This window comes from Paenibacillus darwinianus (assembly GCF_000598065.1).
In the GTDB taxonomy this organism is placed as follows: Bacteria; Bacillota; Bacilli; order Paenibacillales; family Paenibacillaceae; genus Paenibacillus_I; species Paenibacillus_I darwinianus.
Genome location: NZ_KK082171.1, coordinates 40,508 through 57,642 on the forward strand (window position 1 = coordinate 40,508; position 17,135 = coordinate 57,642).

General features: G+C 51.1%; 16 protein-coding genes. 12 read left to right on the plus strand and 4 right to left on the minus strand.

Features of this window, described 5'->3' with window-relative positions:
• Positions 1 to 52: 52 nt before the first annotated feature.
• From BG52_RS09870 to BG52_RS09910, 9 genes are all read left to right on the plus strand, one after another.
• Entirely contained in the window at positions 53 to 973 is a 921-nt protein-coding gene (locus tag BG52_RS09870; protein ID WP_036584466.1) for an ABC transporter permease, read from the plus strand.
• Positions 974 to 985: 12 nt separating this feature from the next.
• The gene (locus BG52_RS09875; protein WP_081793739.1) at positions 986 to 1,918 is read left to right on the plus strand and encodes a carbohydrate ABC transporter permease; all 933 of its coding nucleotides are present in this window, start codon (positions 986 to 988) and stop codon (positions 1,916 to 1,918) included.
• 52 nt (positions 1,919 to 1,970) lie between these two features.
• Positions 1,971 to 3,536, plus strand: a complete 1,566-nt coding sequence (locus tag BG52_RS09880; protein ID WP_036584463.1) for an ABC transporter substrate-binding protein — start codon at positions 1,971 to 1,973, stop codon at positions 3,534 to 3,536.
• 64 nt (positions 3,537 to 3,600) lie between these two features.
• Complete coding sequence (locus BG52_RS09885; protein ID WP_036584461.1) at positions 3,601 to 5,664, plus strand: beta-galactosidase; 2,064 nt, start codon at positions 3,601 to 3,603, stop codon at positions 5,662 to 5,664.
• 293 nt (positions 5,665 to 5,957) lie between these two features.
• Positions 5,958 to 6,956: a LacI family DNA-binding transcriptional regulator gene (locus tag BG52_RS09890; RefSeq protein ID WP_036584459.1), complete on the plus strand. Its 999-nt coding sequence runs from the start codon at positions 5,958 to 5,960 to the stop codon at positions 6,954 to 6,956.
• A gap of 227 nt (positions 6,957 to 7,183) precedes the next feature.
• Positions 7,184 to 8,518, plus strand: a complete 1,335-nt coding sequence (locus BG52_RS09895; protein ID WP_051588148.1) for an ABC transporter substrate-binding protein — start codon at positions 7,184 to 7,186, stop codon at positions 8,516 to 8,518.
• An 86-nt stretch (positions 8,519 to 8,604) separates the two neighbouring features.
• Positions 8,605 to 9,489, plus strand: coding sequence for a carbohydrate ABC transporter permease (locus tag BG52_RS09900; RefSeq protein ID WP_036584453.1), 885 nt, complete (start codon positions 8,605 to 8,607; stop codon positions 9,487 to 9,489).
• Positions 9,489 to 10,325 (plus strand): carbohydrate ABC transporter permease, encoded by an 837-nt coding sequence (locus BG52_RS09905; protein ID WP_036584451.1) that lies wholly within the window; start codon positions 9,489 to 9,491, stop codon positions 10,323 to 10,325. The genes BG52_RS09900 and BG52_RS09905 overlap by 1 nt, the downstream gene beginning before the upstream one ends.
• A 28-nt stretch (positions 10,326 to 10,353) precedes the next feature.
• The gene (locus BG52_RS09910; protein ID WP_051588146.1) at positions 10,354 to 12,078 is read left to right on the plus strand and encodes a glycoside hydrolase family 13 protein; all 1,725 of its coding nucleotides are present in this window, start codon (positions 10,354 to 10,356) and stop codon (positions 12,076 to 12,078) included.
• 136 nt (positions 12,079 to 12,214) lie between these two features.
• On the opposite strand, the gene BG52_RS09915 is transcribed toward BG52_RS09910, so the two are convergent.
• Complete coding sequence (locus BG52_RS09915) at positions 12,215 to 12,601, minus strand: SET domain-containing protein (RefSeq protein ID WP_036584449.1); 387 nt, start codon at positions 12,599 to 12,601, stop codon at positions 12,215 to 12,217.
• A gap of 212 nt (positions 12,602 to 12,813) precedes the next feature.
• Here BG52_RS09915 and BG52_RS16800 point away from each other — a divergent pair, with 212 nt between their 5' ends.
• Complete coding sequence (locus BG52_RS16800) at positions 12,814 to 12,909, plus strand: hypothetical protein (RefSeq protein WP_397310191.1); 96 nt, start codon at positions 12,814 to 12,816, stop codon at positions 12,907 to 12,909.
• A gap of 6 nt (positions 12,910 to 12,915) precedes the next feature.
• Here BG52_RS16800 and BG52_RS09920 read toward each other — a convergent pair whose 3' ends face one another.
• The 3 genes from BG52_RS09920 to BG52_RS09930 form a co-directional block, all read right to left on the minus strand.
• Positions 12,916 to 13,191: a hypothetical protein gene (locus BG52_RS09920; protein WP_036584446.1), complete on the minus strand. Its 276-nt coding sequence runs from the start codon at positions 13,189 to 13,191 to the stop codon at positions 12,916 to 12,918.
• Between the two features lie 189 nt (positions 13,192 to 13,380).
• Entirely contained in the window at positions 13,381 to 14,844 is a 1,464-nt protein-coding gene (katA, locus tag BG52_RS09925; RefSeq protein ID WP_036584444.1) for a catalase KatA, read from the minus strand.
• Positions 14,845 to 15,028: 184 nt separating this feature from the next.
• Positions 15,029 to 15,736, minus strand: coding sequence for a GDSL-type esterase/lipase family protein (locus tag BG52_RS09930; protein ID WP_190287517.1), 708 nt, complete (start codon positions 15,734 to 15,736; stop codon positions 15,029 to 15,031).
• A 209-nt stretch (positions 15,737 to 15,945) separates the two neighbouring features.
• Here BG52_RS09930 and BG52_RS09935 point away from each other — a divergent pair, with 209 nt between their 5' ends.
• The gene (locus tag BG52_RS09935) at positions 15,946 to 16,146 is read left to right on the plus strand and encodes a cold-shock protein (protein ID WP_016423690.1); all 201 of its coding nucleotides are present in this window, start codon (positions 15,946 to 15,948) and stop codon (positions 16,144 to 16,146) included.
• Between the two features lie 354 nt (positions 16,147 to 16,500).
• Positions 16,501 to 17,133 (plus strand): sugar ABC transporter permease, encoded by a 633-nt coding sequence (locus BG52_RS16105; RefSeq protein ID WP_051588143.1) that lies wholly within the window; start codon positions 16,501 to 16,503, stop codon positions 17,131 to 17,133.
• The last annotated feature ends 2 nt before the right edge of the window (positions 17,134 to 17,135 follow it).

Sequence of the window (17,135 nt, forward strand, 5' to 3'; positions counted from 1 at the left end):
CTCTGCCGCCGCACTATACTAAGGACATAGAGACAACGAGAGGAGCAGAGTGATGAACCGACACGGCTTTTGGCGCGATGTTGTTAAACACCGGACCTTACTGCTGATGCTTGCACCCGCCGTCCTGTATTTCATTTTATTCGCCTATGTGCCGATGGCAGGCATCGTACTGGCATTCAAGCAGTTTAATTATGCCGGCGGAATCTTCGGCAGCCCGTGGAACGGGTTAGACAACTTCCGCTTTTTCTTCGAATCGGGCGATGCCTGGCGTGTCACGCGTAACACCGCCCTGTACAATATCGCCTTCATCGTGGTGAACAACGTGCTGCAGATCGCAGCGGCGATCCTGCTGTTCGAAGTTGCGGGGAAATGGTTCCGGAAGATCACCCAGACCGTGCTGTTTCTGCCGTACTTCATTTCCTGGGTAGTCGTCGGCGCGATCGCCTATAACCTGTTCAACTACGACGTCGGCACGGTCAACGTGCTTCTGAAAGCGACAGGCATGGAGCCAGTTGACATTTACAACACGGCTGCTTACTGGCCCGTCATTCTCGTTATTGTCTCGGCGTGGAAGGCGGTAGGCTACGGTACGATCATGTACTTGGCCGCCATCACGGGAATCGATACCGAAATGTACGAGGCGGCCGAGATCGACGGCGCGAACGTGTTTCAGCGGATCCTGAATATCACGATCCCGAACCTGTACCCGACGGTGATCATTCTGGTGCTGCTGGCGATCGGCAATATTTTCCGCGGCGACTTCGGATTGTTCTACAACATGGTTGGCAATAACGGACTTCTGTTCTCGTCCACCGACGTCATCGATACGTTCGTGTTCCGTTCGCTGACGACGTCGAATGAGATCGGCATGTCGGCCGCTGCAGGCTTCTACCAATCCGTCCTCGGTTTCGCAACGATCATGCTGGCCAACTGGGCGGTACGCAAATACGACAAAGACCGCGCTTTGTTCTAAGGAGGAAACTCAATGAGTACAACCGGTATTAACACCGGCGGTAATGTCCAGATGGCCGCCGGCAAAACGCAAGCCGACCGTCGATTGCTGGCCGTCGTCGGCTATCTTTTCCTCGCGTTACTCGCGGTCTTCTGCATCTTTCCGTTCCTTCTGGTGGTGTCTTCCTCGTTGACGGAGGAAAGCAAGATCATCGAAGACGGGTTTCAGTTGATCCCGACGGCGTTCTCCACGGAGGCCTACGGCATTCTGTTTCAGTTTCCCGACCAGATGCTGAAGGCTTACGGAGTAACGATTGCCGTTACCGCCATTGGTACGCTGCTCGGCCTGTTCCTGACGGCAATGACCGCTTATGTGCTGGCCAGAAAGGATTTCAAATGGCGCGGCCACTTCTCCTTTTTCTTCTTCTTCACGACGCTTTTCAGCGGCGGTCTGGTGCCTTGGTACCTGCTGATCGTGAATGATCTGGAGTTGAAGGATAGGCTGATCGTATTGATCCTTCCGATGCTGCTGAACGTCTTCTATCTGATTGTGATGAAAACGTTCATGAGCAGCATACCCGAAGCGATAACGGAGTCGGCCAAGATCGACGGCGCGGGTGATTTCCGGATTTTCCTGCAGCTGATCATCCCGCTGTCCAAGCCGGCTCTGGCCACCATCGGTCTGTTTATCGCGCTGGGCTATTGGAATGACTGGTACAATGCGCTTCTCTTTATTACCAATGAGAATCTGATGCCGCTGCAATATTACCTGTATAAAATGCTCGGCAATATGGACGGCATCCGCAAGGCGATGCTCGGCTCCGGCGCCGTGGTGACCGCAAGCATACCGACCGAAAGCCTTAAAATGGCGATGACGATCGTGGCAACCGGCCCGATACTGCTCGCGTATCCGTTCATCCAGCGGTATTTTGTGCAAGGCTTGACGATCGGGGCCGTGAAAGGATGACCTCAGGGCAACCTGGTTATCAATATAACAATTATTTTAGGGGGATTCAGCCATGCAAAACAAGAAAAAGTCCGCTATGCTCGTCCTTACGATTGTCATGGCGTTGGTTCTGTTTGTTACCGCCTGCGGCGGCAATAACGGGGCGCAAGACGGTAACCAAATGGCCGAGGGTAACAAAGCACCGGCCGCCGGCAACGGGGGCACGGATACATCCGAGGAGCTGCAGTTGAAAATCGTTATGGTCGGCGCTAAACCGGTCGATTATGACATCGTGTTCACGGAACTGAACAAGAAGCTGAAGGGAAAAATCAATGCGACCGTGGAAGCGGAATTCCTGGATTGGTCCGACTGGACGCAGAAGTATCCGCTGAAATTCGCAGCCAATGAAGATTTTGACATCGCTTACACGGCAAACTGGGCTTTCTATAACGATCAGGCGCTGAAGGGCGGTTTCCTCGAGCTTACCGAGGATATGCTGTCCAAGTATATGCCGCAAACCTGGGCTGCGATGCCGAAGGTTGCTTGGGAGCAAGCGAGAGTGAATGGCAAGCTGTACATGGTGCCGAATAACAACACCGAAGTCACGGATAAGTCAGTGATCATCCGTGAAGATCTTCGGAAGAAATACAAGCTCGAGCCGGTCAACAGCCCGGAGACCTTCGCAGCCTATGTGAAGACTGTCGCGGCTAATGAGAAAGGCATGAGCGCTTACGGCGCCAAAGCCGCCGACGGCTGGAAGTGGCACGAGCTCGATCAAATCCTGCTGGAGCAGCAGAACGAATGGAACCTTGTGGATTACAACATTCCGCTCGCTTACAAACTGGACGACAACACCGGCAAGCTGTTCAATGTCTACGATACGCCGGAGTTCAAGTCTCTGCTCGACTACTATAAAGACCTGGCGGACAACAACGGCTGGTCAAAGAACGTCGTCAGCAACAAAAACGACGTGTGGCAGGACATGAAAGCAGGCAAGGTAGCCTCCTATGCCCAGAATCTCGGCACCGTTGCCGCGAACGTGGCGGAAGCCCGCAGAGATACGCCGCAAATCGAGATGGCGATCGCGGATTTGACGCCGGACAAGAAGAAAATCGGCGCGATCTCGACACAGAACGGCATGGCCATCCATGCGACGTCCAAAAAGGTCGAGCGCTCGCTGATGTTCATCGACTTGATACAGAATGACAAAGAACTGCATGACCTGATGATGTACGGGATCGCCGGCACGCATTACGAGCCGGTCGGCGACGACAAGTACAAGGCAGGCCCGAGCGCGGCGAATTATACCGGTTTCTCGAACTGGGGCTTCAACTCTCCGCTCAATCGGACGGACGCTTCCTATCCGCAGGAAGCGATCGACATGGCCGCCGAGTGGGAATCGAAACTGTACAATTTCCCGCTGGAAACGTTCGTATTCGACGATTCCAAGGTGAAGAACCAGGTGGCCGGCGTCGGCAATGTGATGCTTCGTTACGCGATTCCTTTGGAATACGGCCTGATCAAAGATCGCGATAGAGGGCAAGAGGAGCTGCTGAAGCAATTGAAGGCAGCGGGCATGGACGAGATTCAGCAGGAGATGCAAAGCCAGGTCGACGCTTTTCTTGCTGTTCAAAAATAATGAATAAGAGGGAGGTGACGAGCGTCTCCTCCTTTCTTGTTCACGACAAAGGAGACTTACGCAGATGCACAAGAAATTACCGCCGATCAGCGGCAAGCTGCCGGTCTTCATGCACGGCGCGGATTATAATCCCGATCAATGGCTGCATGACCCGAAGGTGCTTGAGGAAGATATCCGCTTGATGAAATTGGCCAATTGCAACGTCATGGCGGTCGGCATTTTCTCGTGGTCCTCGCTCGAGCCGGAAGAAGGGACGTTTACATTCGAGTGGCTGGACCGCGTCCTGGATACGTTCGTTGAGAACGGCATCTATGCATGGCTCGCCACACCGAGCGGCGCGCGTCCGGCCTGGATGTCGCAAAAGTATCCGGAGGTGCTGCGCGTTCAGAAGAACCGCGTCCGCAACCTGCACGGTTTCCGTCACAATCATTGCTTCACCTCGCCGGCCTACCGCGAGAAGGTCACGATCATGAACGGCAAGCTGGCCGAACGCTATGCTTTCCATCCTGCGGTGGTGGGCTGGCATATCTCGAACGAGTTCGGCGGCGACTGCCATTGCAATTATTGCCAGGATGCTTTCCGTGCATGGCTGAAGCGCCAATACGGCACTTTGGACGCGCTTAACCTGGCGTGGTGGACGACCTTCTGGAGCCACCGCTATACGGATTGGGCGCAAGTCGAGTCGCCTGCTCCCCACGGAGAGACGCAGGTTCACGGACAAAATCTGGACTGGAAGCGCTTTGTGACCGATCAGACGATCGATTTCTACAAGCACGAAATTGCGCCGCTCAAGGCTGCGAATGCGGAGCTGCTGTGCACGACGAATATGATGTATATGTTCTATGACCTGGATTACCGGAAGTTCGCCGATGTGGTTGACGTCGTTTCGTGGGATGCGTATCCCACCTGGCATGAAGCGGACTCCGATGCCGGCGTCGCCTCATCATTTGCCTTCAACCATGATCTGTTCCGCACGTTGAAGCAAAAGCCGTTCATGCTCATGGAGAGCACGCCGAGCCTGACCAACTGGCAGCCCGTCAGCAAGCTGAAGCGCCCCGGCATGCACCGGTTGTCTTCGCTGCAGGCCGTGGCGCACGGCTCGGATACGGTGCAGTATTTCCAATGGCGCAAAAGCCGGGGCTCCAGCGAAAAGTTCCACGGCGCGGTCGTCGATCACGTCGGCCATGAGCATACGCGGGTATTCCGGGATGTCGCGTCGCTCGGCGGGACGCTGTCCAAGTTGACGGAACTGATCGGCACGACCGTTCCGGCGGAAGCGGCGATCCTGTTCGATTGGGATAACTGGTGGGCGGTGAATGATGCCCAGGGACCGCGCAACGGCGGCCTCCATTACGAGAAAACGGTGATGCAGCATTACCGCGCCTTGTGGGAGCTTGGCGTTCCGACCGACATTATCGGATCCGACGACGACCTGTCGACGTACAAGCTTCTCGTCGTGCCGATGGCCTATCTGCTGCGCGAGGATGCGGGCGCGCGGATCGAGCGGTTCGTCCGCGGCGGCGGAACGATTGCCGTTACGTATTGGTCCGGTATCGTTAATGAGAACGATCTGTGCTACTTGACCGGCTTCCCGGGGCCGTTGCGGAAGACGCTGGGCATTTGGGCGGAAGAAATTGAAGGACTCCACGATCACGACCGGAACGGGATCGTTCTGCAAGCCGGCAATCCGCTCGGCCTGGAAGGCGCCTTTGACGTGCACGAGCTTTGCGAACTGATCCATTCGGAGGGCGCTGACGTCCTTGCTGTCTACCAGGACGATTTCTATGCCGGCCGTCCGGCGTTGACGGTTAACGCACTGGATCAAGGAAAGGCTTATTTCCTGGCTGCTCGTGTCAGTGAACCGTCGTTCTACGACTCCTTCTACGGCAAGCTGGTCACCGATGCGGGCGTCCGCCGGGCTATCGAGGCGGAATTGCCCCACGGCGTCACGGCGCAGCTCCGAACGGATGGTGAGCAGGATTATGTCTTTATTCTTAATTTCTCGGGTACAGGAGCGACGGTGAAGCTCGATGAACAGTGTTATACGGACGTCGAGAGCGGTGAAGCCGTAACGGGCAGCGTGTCGCTGCCGCTGTACGGGCTGAGGATTTTGAAGCGGAAAGCTTGAAGCATCGACCACCTTGTCGGAATAAAGAAACGGTCTGTCCCCCAGCAGGGGCAGGCCGTTCTTCGATGGATTCTTCCACGAGCCGGCACCGGCCGGCAGATAGATTTTATCGTCAATAAAATGGGGCCGCATCGTTCGGATTGCACCACAATTGAGCCGGGAGACAGAGGGCTCTTGTCAGGGTTTTCGTCAATCTTGTTGTGACGTTAGAAAAATAGTACGTTTTTGTTCCGGATTAAGATACAATAAACGCGAAACGAGTCTCAAATTTACTGCCTACTGGAGTGATTGAATTGGCAAACATCTCTGACGTGGTGCGTTTATCGGGTGTGTCGAAATCGACCGTCTCCCGCGTCATAAACAACTATCCCCATATTTCAAAGGAAAAGAAAGAACGGGTTTTGAAAGCGATGGAGGAGCTCGGCTATACGCCGAACCTTTCGGCGAGAAGATTGAGAGGGCAATTCACGACAACCATCGGCGTCATTGTACCGCGAATCGTGAATCCCTTTTTCTCCAACCTGGTGGATGCGATCGAGAAGGTCAGTTATCAAAACGGCTATCAAACAATTATTTGCCAGAGTAATCTGGATAAGGAAAAAGAGTTGACGTTTTTGAACTTGTTAAAGACGAAACAAGCGGACGGCATCATCATGACGGCCATTGAGAATGATTGGTTGGCCGTTGAGCCGTTTACCGAGTATGGCCCCATTGTGTTATGCAATGAATATGTAAGTGATGCCAATGCAAATGTCTCCATGATTCGTTTGGATCAATTCAAGGGGGCATACATGGGGGTAAAGCACTTAATTGAAAGAGGGCACCGAAAAATTGCCTACTGTACGGGGGGGTCATTTACCGACATCGATAAAGACAACGATCGCAATCTGGGTTATCGCAAAGCGCTGGAAGAGGCGGGAATCGAGATAAACCCGAATTGGATTATCCTCAATCAACATACGATTCAAGACGGAAAAAAAGTAATGAAATACTTACTTGAACTGAAGGATCGCCCGACAGCCGTTTTTACGGGAAGCGATGAGGTCGCGGGGGGGATATTGAGCGCTGCCAAACAGTATGGATTCTCTATTCCTGGCGATTTGGCCATTGTCGGCTTCGATGATCAGCCCGCAGCGGAGCTGCTGGATCCGGGACTGACGACCATTCGTCAACCTGTCGATCAGATGGGGAAAAAGGCAGTGGAAGTTCTTGTCGGGCATCTCAATAACGCCGGCATGGCCACAGCCACGTACGAACTCCCGATCGAGCTTGTCATTCGGGAATCCACATAGATTTGCAAAGGCAAAAATGATAATTGAAACCGGTCTCAATTCGTGCTACAATACAGGTGATCACGACGCAGTCAGGTGAGGAGCTTGAATCGAAGAAGGATCTTCGACAGCATTTGAAACCGGTCCCAATTATTCCCGGCTACGGTTGAAATCGGTCCCAAATCTCCGGTGTTAGGGCCTTAAACGGCCTGACATAAATTTTAAGCAGAAAGATGGAGGGGTTTTGTTTGAAGAAAACGTTAGTTCTAATTCTCGTCGTGATGCTGGCCGTCACATTGGCGGCTTGCGGTGGATCGAACTCGAAAGAACCTGCCAAAGAGTCGAACACAACCGGCAATGCGGCAAATGGCAGCAAGGAAGCCAGCCCGGAACAAGAGAAAGTGGAAATCATCATCACCAACGGCAAGGGTGAAATCGCTTCCCAATGGGAGCAAGCGGCTAAAGATTTTATGGCGGAGAACCCGAACATCACGGTTGTGGCCCAGTCGCAAGCGGTCGGCGATACGCTGAGCATTCTGGATAAGCTGACGGCGTCCGGCGAGACCGTAACGGTTGCCATGCTGGAGCCCAGCGGTGTGCTGAACAAATACAAAGACTTCGGCATCGATCTTTCGAATGAAAAATGGAATGAAGAAACGAAAGACGGATTCAAAAACGCGGACGGCCAAATTGTTGGCTTCCCGTTTGCGATCGAAGGTTTCGGACTCGTTTATAACAAGAAAGTGGTTGAGAAAGCGGTAGGCGGCACTTTCGATCCGTTCTCCATCAACACTCGCGATAAATTGAAAGAGCTGCTCGACAAAATTAAAGCTTCCGGCGTAAAATATCCGATCGCTTACCAGACGGAAGCTTGGTCCGTAAGCAATCACTACAGCACGCAATTCCTGAACCAGGTTGAAGACGGCAGTACGATCGTGGCTCAATTGAAGGAAGGCAAGTTCGATTTGGCAGGCAACGCGGTCTGGAACGGTTATTACGACACGATGGATTTGCTGGCATCGGCGGATTATAACAAATACGGCGAGCGTCCTCTCGGCCAATATTACGACGATGCGCACCTGTCGGTCGGCAAAGGCGAATCGGCCATGCTGTTCAACGGCAACTGGGCATTCGATTCGCTGAAAGCGGTCGCCGGCGATTCTTTCGGCTTCATCCCGGTACCGGTGGACAACAACCCTGACAATCCGCTCAACAACAAAATCGTCGCAGGTCCTACACAAATCCTGGTCATTAACAAAGATGCGACACCTGCCCAGCAGGAAGCAGGTAAGAAATTCCTTAACTGGCTTGTGTACGAAAAGGCAGGACAAGATTTCCTGGTGAACAAATCCCAGATTATCTCCGCATTCAAGAATAACCCGAACAAAGTTACGAACCCGCTTGGCGCGGCGATAGCGGATGCGGTTGCGCAAGGCAAAACGATGCCGTTCAGCACGAACTATGTAACCGCTGACGACTGGTACAAGATTATCGGTCCGGACGTTCAAAAGTATATCGTCAAAAAACAAACCCGCGAGGGTCTTGCAAAGGCCATTCAAACCTATTACACAAGCAAAAAATAAGACCTTGGATTCTCAATTGATCAAACGGGTGAGTATACGCGCTCACCCCTTTGATCATTAATTTCGTTTTAGGATGTGGAGAAGTTATGATAGCGGAAAAAAGTATAATCAAACGACTTGGCAACCAGCTGTTTTTCACGGGCCCCACGATGGTTTTGTTTACCGTCGCCGTACTCGTTCCGTTTGCGTACGGTTTTTATCTCACCTTGATGAAAATGACGTCTCCGGTAAGTCCGCTCGAATTTTCGGGAATTGCCAATTATAGATCGGCATTTAACGATCCGCAGTTCTGGGATTCCATGTGGCTAACCGTAAAATACGTAGGAGCAACCATCGTCTTTGTAAATGTGATCGGGTTTGCTCTGGCTTATCTGGTTACTTCCGGAATAAGAAGCCAAAACTTTTTCAGAACCGCGCTCTTTACCCCGAACCTCATCGGAGGATTGGTTTTGGGTTATATTTGGCAGTTTATTTTTGTGCAATCATTGCCGATGATCGGAGAAAAATTAGGAATCGAGGTGTTGCGCCTGGGATGGCTCGGGGATGAGCTTCTGGCTTTCTGGGCTTTGGTTATTGTAACGATCTGGCAATCGGCCGGATACATGATGATCATTTTTATCGCAGGCTTGATCAGCGTTCCGCGGGACATTATTGAAGCGTCTACCATCGATGGCGCAAACGGATGGCAGCGCTTGGTCAAGATGACGTTGCCGCTGATGATTCCTTCGTTTGTCGTTACCGTATTCCTGACTTTGAAAAACGCCTTTATGGTTTACGATATAAACTTTGCATTGACGGAAGGCGGACCATACAACAGCACCATGATGGTGTCGATGCATGTTGTGCAAAAAGCGTTTCTGGAAGTCAACTATGGCGTGGGGCAGGCCGAAGCCATTATCCTGTTTGTCATCGTTGCGGTTGTGACCGGATTGCAGGTTTATTTCAGCAAGAGAATGGAGGTTCAGGCATAATGGCAGTCCGCAGGCTCGCATCGTTATCGATCACTTACGCGCTGTTGGTTGTTGCTTTTGTGTGCTTTACCTTTCCGTTTTTCCTTCTCATTGTGAACTCATTCAAGACGAACGGCGATATTCTTGAAAATCCTTTTTCGATCCCGAAGGTGCTCGACTTCAGCCGCTTCAGCGAAGTCATCGAAAAGATGAACTTCCTCGTTACGTTTAAAAATACGTTTGTAATCACGACGCTCAGCGTCATTCTCATCTTGATCTTGTCGGCCATGACCGCACATTACCTGGTGAGAAATGCTACGAAGTTCAATCAGACTTTTTTTGCGATTCTGGTCGCTTCGATGATCATTCCGTTCCAATCGATTATGATTCCGCTGATTTATATTTACGGCGCCAAATTGAATTTGATCGAGACGGCGCCGGTAACGCTGCTGATTGCCTTGTACATCGGATTCGGCAGCGCGTTCTCGGTGTTCATCTATCATGGCTTCATCAAATCGATTCCGCTCGAGCTGGAGGAAGCTTCCTTGATCGACGGATGTACGCGAAGACAGACTTTTTTCAAAATTGTGCTGCCGATGCTCGCCCCGACCTCGGTGACGATCGCCATTCTGAATGTGCTATGGATCTGGAACGATTATCTGCTGCCTTCGCTGATTCTGACCAAAGAACAGGATTTTACGATGCCGATCAAAATGAAAGTGTTCAATGGTACGTATATGAACGACTGGCAATTGTTGATACCGGCCATCCTGTTGACGATTCTGCCTATTCTGGTTGCGTATCTGATTGGCCAGAGATATATCATCAGGGGTGTCATGCAAGGGGCAATCAAATAATGGACGGCCATCCAGAGGAGAGAACATGATGGGCAGCAATTGGTGGAAAGAAGCGATAGCGTATCAAATTTATCCGCGCAGTTTTATGGACAGCAACGGGGACGGAATCGGCGACTTGCAGGGTGTTATTTCGCAATTGGATTATTTGCAGCAGCTTGGAATTGACGTCATCTGGATCTGTCCGATATACAAATCCCCGAATGATGACAATGGATATGACATATCGGATTATCAGGGGATCATGGAAGAGTTTGGGTCAATGGACGATTTCGATCGACTTCTTGAGCAGGTACACCAAAGAGGAATGAAGCTGATTCTGGATTTGGTCATTAACCATACCTCGGACGAACATCCCTGGTTTATCGAATCCCGATCGAGCATCAATAACCCTAAAAGGGACTATTACATCTGGAGAGACGGGAAGGACGGCGCCGAGCCGAACAACTGGGAAAGCATTTTCGGCGGTTCAGCCTGGGAATACGATCCTCATACCGGACAGTATTTTATGCACATATTTTCCCAGAAGCAGCCCGATCTGAATTGGGAGAATCCCGAGGTCCGCCAAGCGTTATATTCGATGGTCAACTGGTGGCTTGATAAAGGAATAGACGGTTTTCGAATCGATGCGATCACGCATATCAAAAAAATCCCGGGCTTGCCCGATCTGCCTAATCCGGAAAAGCTGCCTTATGTTTGTTCATTTGAAGGACATCGCAACCGCGAAGGCATTCATGTTCTGCTCGAAGAGCTGAAGCGCGAGACCTTTGATAACTATGATATTATGACCGTCGGGGAGGCAGGCGGTGTAAGCATCGATGATGCCGGGCATTGGGTCGGGGAGCGGCAAGGGAAATTCAACATGATTTTCCAGTTTGAAGTGAATGGACTTTGGAATAAAGGCCGGGAGGGCGGCTTAGACCTATATGCGTTGAAAAAAACGCTTACCCGGTGGCAAAAGGGGCTGGAGGGAATCGGGTGGAACGCGTTGTTCATGGAAAACCATGACTTGCCCCGCTCGGTCTCCGTCTGGGGGGATGATAATGCCTATTGGGACAGGTCCGCTAAAGCTTTGGCTACGATGTATTTCCTTATGCAGGGAACCCCTTTTATTTACCAAGGCCAGGAAATCGGCATGACTAATGTGCAGTTTGAGTCGATCGAGGATTACAACGATGTTTCGGCGAAAAATCTGTTTCGAATCGAAAGGGAAGCCGGCAAGAGCCATGATGAGATTATGCGGATTATCTGGAAAAACGGTCGGGACAATTCCCGGACGCCGATGCAGTGGAACGACGGGCACGAAGCCGGCTTCACGTCGGGAACCCCTTGGTTGAAAGTAAATCCGAATTACAAGGAAATAAACGTTGAAAAGGCTATGCAGAACCCCGACTCCATTTATCATTATTACAAGAAATTGATCCGGCTGCGAAAAACCGATCCGGTCGCCGTATACGGAACCTATGATCTCATCCTGCCGAATCATAAGACAATCTACGCGTATACAAGAACGCTCGGTCTCGAGAAGCTGCTGGTCATTGCAAATCTTTTTCCGGAAGAAACAACGTTCGACCTGCCCAGAACCATCAAATATGAGGCGTCGGAGCTGGTGGTGGCCAATTATCCGGAGAACCTCGGGGCGACCGTCCGGAAAATCTTTTTGAAACCTTATGAATCGAGAGTCTATCGTTTAGTATGCGCTCCGGAACCTGCTCAAAAGGCCGAACAACCTCCGTTGGCGGAGATGCTGTCTTGATCTGAAAGCGCGGTTGAACAATACGAATATACAAGGAAAGAGGCCGGCGATCAGTCGCGGCCTCTTTTCATTCCGGCGCTCGGGTGCTTACGCTGAATCGGGTGCCGTGCCAGCTGCCCCTACATTCGCGAAACGTCTATTTCGTATCTTTTTCGTTAAACCACAGAGGGTCATCGCAATCGACTTCCCCGTTATAATTGATCAGAATCTCATCCCCGGCATTGATATCCGTATGCGCGTAGAAGTCAACCGTGTGGTTGTCGAAGTTAAGCTCGTAGATGGCGTTCGGCTGATAGGAATGGTTAAACAGCATGCCATAGCCGAGAAGCAGCGCCGTGTGGTTCGCTCCATACTCGAACGCGTAATCTGCCAGCAGCGTTTTCTCTATGAACTCATGCTCTTCATTCGGATATGGAATGACCGGCGCTTCATGGATCAGTTCACCTTTTGCAATGTTGCGCGTCGCAAATACCCCTCTATTAAACTCTCCGTCGCTTAGTTTGGACGTTTTTATCTCGATCATGTTAGCGTAGTTCCCTTCAGCCGCTGTATTTATGCATTATTTTTATAACCCCGACCGGATCAAACCAGACGATGGCGGGATCAGCTTAGCTTCATTATACACGAAACCCAGATGAAAGTCGGCGCTGATTCGGATATGATGGAACAGGGAATATTAGCCGCGTTTTCCGCCTTAAGCGCGGATCTTGACGGGCAGAGAGCGGCAGGGGTACCGTGGCTGGTTACTTGTCGCATCTGGCAGCCGATACCTGGTCCCCGAGCGGCGTTAAATGGCTGTATCCACTCTTCCCAAAAACGTTTAGGCTCTGACCAAGCTCAGGTTGGCTGTGACCCTTTTTTGAAATCGTCCAGAAGCCGGGCGGCCTGATCGGCGTCCTTTTTCGCTACCTTCAGCTTTGCCGTGTCGCTGTCATCCCGATAAAGCTTGGTTTGAAATCCCCGGGACTTCATCTCCGCGTCGAGACGGTACAGCCAATCCGCACGCTCACCGCGGTCTGACGCCAGAAGCACCCATCTGTTCGTTCCCTGTGCGGCCACAATGACAAGCGCGATGACAAGAACGGCTCCACCTGCGAACCATAGCCATTCCATATGCCTGCACCACCTTTCTACGGTATTTTTATTTTTATTCATGTCTGCTTGTCTGTCATGACAAATACCGGATGACTTTTCGGAAAAATATTTTGTGCGAACAACAGCCTTCACAACAAACAACCTTGGTCCGGCGGAATCCGAACCAAGGTTGTTTCATAGCAGATATAGATATGTTTATAATGCCGGTTACACGCCTTGCGGGACAGGCAGTCCAAGTCCTTCTGCGATCCGTTGTCCGAGCTCCGGATCCGCTTTGAACCAGTGTCCGATTTGGCGGACTTTGATCTCGTCCTTCTCCACGGGTTTCATGGCGCCGACGATGTTGCGCACGAGACGGGTACGTTCCTCTTCGCTCATTAGGCGGTAGAGATCGCCCGGCTGGGTATAATGATCGTTATGATCGTATGCGGCGCTGTCGGCAAGGCCGGTTACCGCGTATGGAGCGGGCTTGTTTTGCGGCGACTCGGTTGCTCCGCCGTAGCTGTTCGGCTCGTAATAGACGGAAGCCCCGCCATTGCTGTCGGCCCGCATTTGTCCGTCACGCTGGTTGTTGTTGACCGGCGCTACCGGGCGATTGATCGGCAGCGTGTTGTGATTTGTGCCGACGCGGTAACGATGGGCGTCCGAGTAGGCGAAGAGACGTCCTTGCAGCATTTTGTCCGGCGATGCTTCGATGCCCGGTACGAAATTGCCGGGGGAGAAGGTTGCCTGTTCGACTTCTGCGAAGTAGTTCTCCGGATTGCGGTCGAGTACCATGCGGCCGACCTCGATGAGCGGATAGTCCTTCTGCGACCACACCTTTGTGACATCGAACGGGTCAAAACGGTACGTATTCGCGTCCTCGAGCGGCATGATCTGCACGTACAATTTCCAGGCAGGAAAGTCGCCGTCCTGTATAGCGTTGAACAAATCCTCCGTATGGTAATCCGGATTCTCGCCGGCCAATTGGGCGGCAAGATCGACATCGAGATTCCGTATCCCCTGCTCGGTTTTGAAGTGGTATTTTATCCATACGCCCTGCCCCTCGGCATTCACCCATTTGAAGGTGTGGCTGCCGAAGCCGTGCATATGTCGCAGCGTTGCCGGAATACCGCGGTCGGACATCAGTATGGTCACCTGGTGCAAGGATTCCGGCGATAAGGACCAGAAATCCCAGACCGCATTCGGGTTTTTCAGATGGGTTTGCGGATGGCGTTTCTGCGTATGAATGAAATCCGGGAATTTAATCGCGTCGCGAATAAAAAATACAGGCGTATTGTTGCCGACCAGGTCATAATTGCCTTCTTCCGTGTAAAACTTGACGGCGAAGCCGCGCGGGTCGCGCACGGTGTCGGCGGAGCCGAGCTCGCCCGCAACCGTGGAAAAACGAATAAACATCGGCGTACGCTTGCCGACTTCCGATAAAAAGGCGGCTTTGGTGTAGGGTGTCAGATCGTTCGTGACTTCGAAGTAGCCATGTGCGCCTGCGCCTTTTGCATGGACGACACGCTCGGGAACACGTTCCCGATTGAAATGGGCCAGCTTTTCCAGCAGGTGAACGTCCTGAATCAGGGTGGGTCCCCGATAGCCGGCAGTCATAGAGTTTTGGTTGTCTCCAACGGGAGCGCCCCAACTGGTTGTCAAGTTGTTGTGGTTGTTGTTAGTGGTCATCCTACCGTCACCTCACGAATATAATATGCCATTCAAGCGATCGATAACGTGATTGAGAATGGCTATCAATCGATCTTATATCTAATTTAATCTAGCTTCTTATTATAGTCAATACTTTTTTATAAATATTATAATGTGGGTAAGGTGATGTCCGGTGAGCGTTAATTCACGGTCATTCAATCTATCAATTCGGCCCCAGATCACGGAGCAGGACCGGCTTTATCACGGATGTCCATATCTCATAGCCACGCTTGTTCGGATGCAGCCGGTCGGGCTTATATAACAAGGTGTCGGGTGCGCCATTCTCATTCAGCAGATTGGGGGTTATATCGATAAAATGTAAGCTTTCATGCTTCCGGCAATAAGCTTGTATCCGGGCATTCGCTTGCTGCGCCTCCGGCCAAACGTGCCATCTCAATTCAGTCGGGGTAATGGAAATGTAGTAGATGGGGACCGACGGCAGCCGTGAACGCACCTGGTCGAAGAGCGCAATCACATCCCGAACAACCTGGTCCGCACTATGCGATTTGCCTGGGATGCCGTTGATGTCGTTCGTTCCGGCGAACAATACGACGGCTTTCGGTTTGAAAGGCGCGATGATTCGGTCTGCATAGCGCGTGACGTCGCTTACCTTGGCCCCGCTGAATCCATGATTCAGAACCGCCAGGGGATCCATGTCCCCGGCTAATGTTTTCCAGGCTGCAATACTGGAGCTTCCTGTAAATACGACCAGGCCTTCAGGGTATCGGCCGTTATACCGGTTCTCTATAGACACGATTTCTGTCTGCCATGCGCCGGTATGAGTCGAATGAGCAGCCAGGCTTTCATACGTAACGCCCAGAGCTAATATAACAATCACGATCACCAGCTGCGGCAAATTAATCCTGTTCATATTTTTATTGTTCCGGATCATTATTTTTCTATGTATGCTTTGCATTTGCTTTCGCAAATCGGATATGGTATCATCATTCCTATAAGCAAATTTGAACCTCTATCACATATTGAAAAGGGTCGTCATTTTTGTAATGGTACCTTTTTCAATGTGTGATTTTTGTTCTTATCAAAAAAAACATGTTAAATAAAATCTTGGAGGTAATCTTCATGCAAACAGGAACAGTGAAATGGTTTAACGCAGAGAAAGGCTTTGGTTTTATCGAAGTGGAAGGCGGAAATGACGTATTCGTACACTTCTCCGCAATTCAAGGCGAAGGCTTCAAATCGCTGGACGAAGGTCAGCGCGTTGAGTTCAACGTAGTACAAGGCAACCGCGGACCGCAAGCCGAGAACGTTGTAAAGCTGTAAGCCATAGCAAGCAAGCCGCCCTTAACGAATGTTAAGGGCGGCTTTTTTATGATGACTGGCGGCCTTGTGCTCTTGTTTTTTTTGACAGATATATGTTACGGAGCCTACGGTTAAGGGTAATCACATTTTTGGGAGTGTTTGAGTAGGGGGAGAGCGCCTTGGAGTTGGAACAAACCGTGTAGGAGCTGCAAAAGGCGCACGCGGATAAGCGGCCTGCGATCGCAGAGGACTAAGAGAGCATCGGCTCTCCTGGTCCTTTTTTTCTTTAATAATCGAATATGGATGGAAGGATTGGGACAATCATGTCATAATCTTTGTATCTGTGAACTGGGGTGTTGGGAATGATGACGATCGATGCGATTTAAAAAAATCCAGACCAAAGTGTTCATCGCCATGTTGATTACGTCGTTGATACCGGTAGGCATTATATCGGCCATTCTTTTATTTATGATAACGCAAACCATTCATACGGAAGTATCCGTTTCGACCAACCGTACAGCCGTGGATATACAAGAAAAAGTGGAAGATTATTTTCTTAATTTAAACAACGGGGTTTACAACATCTATTACAACACCAAATTGTTGAAAGCGCTTCAAAACGGAAGCGGGATTCAGGCCGTCAATACGGACGACTACGAGGTTTCGCAGGACATCCGGCGATTCTTCGCGTCCCTATATAACTTCAGCAAAATTAACGATATTCTGGGTATTTATCTGTTCAACCAGAAAGGGGATTTGGTGGACTATTTCACGATTATCGTCCTTCATATCATCTGGACGAGCATCAATTTCGATTTTATCTGGATTATGACGCAGGGCGGGCCTCTGCATTCCTCGGAGACACTGCCGGTCCTGATTTATCGCATGGCGATGAAGGAATACAATTACGGCGGGGCATCGGCGTTGTCCTCTATGATGATGGGCCTGATGATCGTCTGCGCGTTCGCTTATTTCATGTATAACCGTACGCACAGGAATGGGAGGTGAGG